Here is a 4,387-nt window from a genome sequence, read left to right on the forward strand (position 1 = left end):
TTTATGCTATTAGAAAAATTAGATTCACAGATAAATCATCTTATGAAATGATAATATTAAAAAATAATTATTGGTATTATTACAGTCTGTTTCAAATAGAACAAAATAATAAATATAATTATATTGGAACTATAGCTTTTGAAAGTTTTAATAAAAATACTGAAGGGCTTGTACATAATATAGTTTATAAAGATAATTATTTTACTATAGAACATAGCCTTTTATCATCTGTAAAAACATATATAACATTTAAATATAATGATAATAAAAAAATATATTTAGATAAAGTTAGTATGATATCAGAATTCATTGATGATAATGAAAATTCTGAAGAAGAAAAAACAACTGCTAAACAGATTGACGGCAATGTAGAAGCTAATAAAACTTTATATAAAGATGTTACAATGGATAAAATATCAAAATTATTAAATCTTGATAAAAAAATAAAAATTATTACAGAAGTAGAATTAATGAATCAAAATATATAATTTATGGAGATTATAACATATGAAAAAAATTGTATTGATACTTTTAGCTTTATTTTCTTTTAATCTTTACCCGCAAAATATCAATGATAAGCCTATGAAAATAAATAAAAATTACTTTACTGATGACGGTAATTTAAAAAATAAAAAAGACTTATCAGTTTATGCTATTAGAAAAATCAGATTTACAGATAAATCATCCTACGAAATGATAATACTAAAAAATAACAATTGGTATTATTATACTTTATTTCAAATAGAACAAAACAATAAATACAATTATATGGGAACTATAGCTTTAAAAAGTTTTAATAATAATATAGAAGGGCTTATTGGAAATATAGTTTATAAAGATAATTATTTCACTATAGAACATAGTGTTATGTCAACTTTAAAAATGTACATAACATTTAAATATAATGATGATAAGAAAATATATTTAGATAAAGCAAATATGATTATAGAAATTATTGACGGCAGTTCCGGAACAAATATTAATGAAGCAAAAACAACTTCTAAACAAGTTAATGGCAATGTAGTTCCAAACAAAATATTATACAAAAATGTTACAATGGATATGATATCAAAATTATTAAGTCTTGATATATAATTATATTTTGGAAATAATTAATTATGAAAAAAATTGTATTTATATTTTTAGCTTTATTTTCTTTTAATCTTTATTCTCAAGATATTGATGATAAGCCTATAAAAATAAATGAAAGTTATTTCACTGATGACGGCAATTTAAAAGAAAATGTAGATTTAAAAATTAATGCCATAAGAAAAATGAGATTCAAAGATAATAGTGCCTATGAAATGATAATATTAAAAAATAAATATTGGTATTATTATAATCTATTTCAAATAGAAAAAAATAATCAATATAAATATATCGGCAGCATCCAATTAAATACTGCAATATTTAATATAAACGGACTTACAGCAAATGTCGTTTATAAAAATAATTATTTTACTCTTGAACATCATATAATGAATAACCGCAAACTATATATAACATTTAAATACAATGATGATAAAAAAATATATTTAGATAAAGTCAGCATGCTAGAAGTAAGCGATACAAGTACAAATCAATATAATGGAAATATAACACCAAATAAAATTTTATATAAAGATGTTAATAAAGATATAATATCAAAATCATTAAACATAGAGCTGTAATAGTATGAGAGCATTTTTAGCATTAAACTTAAATGAAGAAATTAAAAATAAATATTCTAACATACTTAGAATAAATGAAAAAATAGCAGAATTAAAAAAAGTATCAAAAGAGAAAATGCATATAACATTAGTGTTTTTTGATAACATAAAAGAAGAACAAATAGAATTAATAAAAAAAGAAGCAAGCAACTCCTCCCCTATACCATTTAATATAAACTTTGAAAATATTTCTTACTTCACAAATAAATTCAAAGATATAAATGTTATATTCGTAAAAGCTGTAAGTGAGGAATTAGAAAAATATGTTAAAACTTTAAGAAGCAATTTAGATAATATAGAAAATCTTAAATACGACAAAAAAGATTTTAAATCGCATCTCACATTAGCGAGAGTTAAAAAAATTTATGATAATAAAAAATTAAAAGAAAATATCGAAAAAATAGAATTTACTCCATTATCTTTTACAGCAGATTCTATTACTTTATATTCAAGCGATTTTTATAACTATACAGAAATTTTTACTGTTAAATTATAATAATAATTTTTTAATAAACAGCAATGCCGGAATCAGTTCTTCCATCGCATCCTGCAAAATAAACATTATTATCATTTTTTAATATAACTTGTCCTCGTCCGAAATATCCGAAATTAGTAATATGATTTTTCTTAGTTATATTATGATCTAAAGATGAAAGCTCTGAAAATAATGCATCATCAAAATTGTATTCTAATTCGATATTCTTCTCTCCCACCCATTGCCATCTAGGTTTATCCAATGCTGACTGAGGATTTAAATTATGATCTATTAAATTACTCATAACCTGTAAATGTCCCTGAGGCTGCATAAATGCTCCCATAACACCTAAAGCTGAATAGGGTTTTGAATCCTTACATATAAATGCCGGTATTATTGTATGATAAGGCTTTTTATGAGGGGCTATAAAATTATCTGAATTAGGATCCAATGAAAAATTAGCTCCTCTATTTTGCAATGCTATGCCTGTTTCCGGAATTACTATACCAGAACCGAATGCACAGTAATTGCTTTGTATATAAGAAACCATATTTCCGTCACTATCTGCTGTTGCTAAATATACAGTGTCTCCTGATGAGAATATATGATTTATAGGTTCTAATGCTTTACTTTTATTTATAAGTGAAGCTCTTTCTCTAGCATATTCTTTTGAAAGCATTTCTTCAATGGAAGTTTTCATGTGATAAATATCAGCAACATATTTTTTTGTATCTATGAATGCCAATTTCAATGATTCTATTTTATAATGAGTACTTTCTAATGGAGTTAAACTTTTCAAATCAAAATTAGATAAAATATTTAAAGCCATTAACACTGTAATGCCATGTCCATTAGGCGGTATCTCGTAAATATCGTATCCTCTGTAATTGGTTGTTATAGGAGTAACAAATTCCGGATAATATTCATTTAAATCTTCTTTAGATAAATATCCGCCATACTTTTTCATAAATGCATCTATCTTTTCAGCATACTCTCCTCTATAAATACATTCAGCATTTGTATTACCTATATCCTCTAATGTCTTGGCATGATACGACAGTTTTACTATCTCTCCAAGCTCAGGAGTTCTTCCGTTAAAACTAAAAGTATCAAACCAATATTTAAACTCTTCTCTTTTTAAATTATCAGATTCATTCAAATAAACATTATAAGATTCTTTCCAATCAAGAGCCACTTGAGGCTGAATAGCATAACCTTCTTTGGCATATCTAATAGCAGGTTCAAGCACATCTATAAGTTTTAATTTTCCGAACTTTTTTACAAGTGCTGACCAAGCAGCTGGTATTCCTCCAACTGTTACAGGCAAAAGTCCGTAAGTAGGCATTTTATCAAGATTAAGCGATAATATTTTATCAACATCCAAATTCTTTGGAGAAAATCCGCTTCCATTGATAGCGTATAAATTATTTTCAAAATTTATTATAGCAAAAGCATCGCCTCCCAAACCGTTTGAAGTAGGCTCAACAACAGTAAGTGCAGCAGCCGTTGCAATTGCCGCATCAATAGCGTTTCCGCCTTTCTTTAATATTTCAAGTCCTGCCTGAGAGGCTAGTATATTACTTGTAGAAACTATATTTTTTCCAAAAACTACATTCCTTTTAGATGAGTAAGTATTATCATAAAAATCCATAATGAAACCCAAAACTTTATTTTATTTACTTAGTTAATTATACTAACAAAAATATAATTGTCAAAATATTTTAATATAATATTTTTTTAATATATAAAACATGTTTTTATTTTAATATTAAAAACTTCTATTTTTAATATTTTAATATATAATACTTTTCACTATAATATTAAAGGCTTATAAAATGATACTTAAAGAACTCACATTACGTTCTTTTAGAAACTACAATGAAAATATATTTGAATTCTCTGATAAAATAAATGTTCTATATGGACATAATGGATGCGGCAAAACTAATATACTAGAAGCAATATATATGCTTGGAAACGGTGTGTCATTTAGAACTAGACTTGACAGAGAGCTTGTAAAAAATGGAAATGATAATTATTTTTTGAGAGGCATTTTCAGAGAAGATGAACTTAATTATGATACTAATATAGAAATAGCCTATCAAAAAAAAATAAAAAAAGTATTCATCGATAAAAAAGAAGTATCTTCAAGAAAAGATTTAATAGGAAGAATACTTTATGTTATATTTCTTCCTAATGATAC

General features: G+C 24.9%; 6 protein-coding genes. 5 read left to right on the forward strand and 1 reads right to left on the reverse strand.

The window, feature by feature from the left end:
* From Q0J90_RS02420 to thpR, 4 genes are all read left to right on the forward strand, one after another.
* Positions 1 to 488: hypothetical protein (locus Q0J90_RS02420; protein ID WP_297276392.1), on the forward strand; the 488-nt coding region annotated here is incomplete at its 5' end.
* Between the two features lie 19 nt (positions 489 to 507).
* A complete protein-coding gene (locus Q0J90_RS02425) occupies positions 508 to 1,095 on the forward strand; it encodes a hypothetical protein (protein ID WP_297276393.1) in 588 nt (195 codons plus the stop codon).
* Positions 1,096 to 1,118: 23 nt separating this feature from the next.
* Entirely contained in the window at positions 1,119 to 1,670 is a 552-nt protein-coding gene (locus Q0J90_RS02430) for a hypothetical protein (RefSeq protein ID WP_297276394.1), read from the forward strand.
* 4 nt (positions 1,671 to 1,674) lie between these two features.
* Positions 1,675 to 2,205: an RNA 2',3'-cyclic phosphodiesterase gene (gene thpR / locus Q0J90_RS02435; RefSeq protein WP_297276395.1), complete on the forward strand. Its 531-nt coding sequence runs from the start codon at positions 1,675 to 1,677 to the stop codon at positions 2,203 to 2,205.
* A 10-nt stretch (positions 2,206 to 2,215) separates the two neighbouring features.
* Here the strand turns inward: thpR and Q0J90_RS02440 are convergent, their stop codons facing one another.
* The gene (locus Q0J90_RS02440) at positions 2,216 to 3,835 is read right to left on the reverse strand and encodes a gamma-glutamyltransferase family protein (protein ID WP_297276396.1); all 1,620 of its coding nucleotides are present in this window, start codon (positions 3,833 to 3,835) and stop codon (positions 2,216 to 2,218) included.
* 184 nt (positions 3,836 to 4,019) lie between these two features.
* Here Q0J90_RS02440 and Q0J90_RS02445 point away from each other — a divergent pair.
* Positions 4,020 to 4,387 (forward strand): AAA family ATPase (locus Q0J90_RS02445; RefSeq protein WP_297276397.1); only part of this gene is annotated, 368 nt, incomplete at its 3' end.

This window comes from uncultured Brachyspira sp. (assembly GCF_944390595.1).
GTDB lineage: Bacteria > Spirochaetota > Brachyspiria > Brachyspirales > Brachyspiraceae > Brachyspira.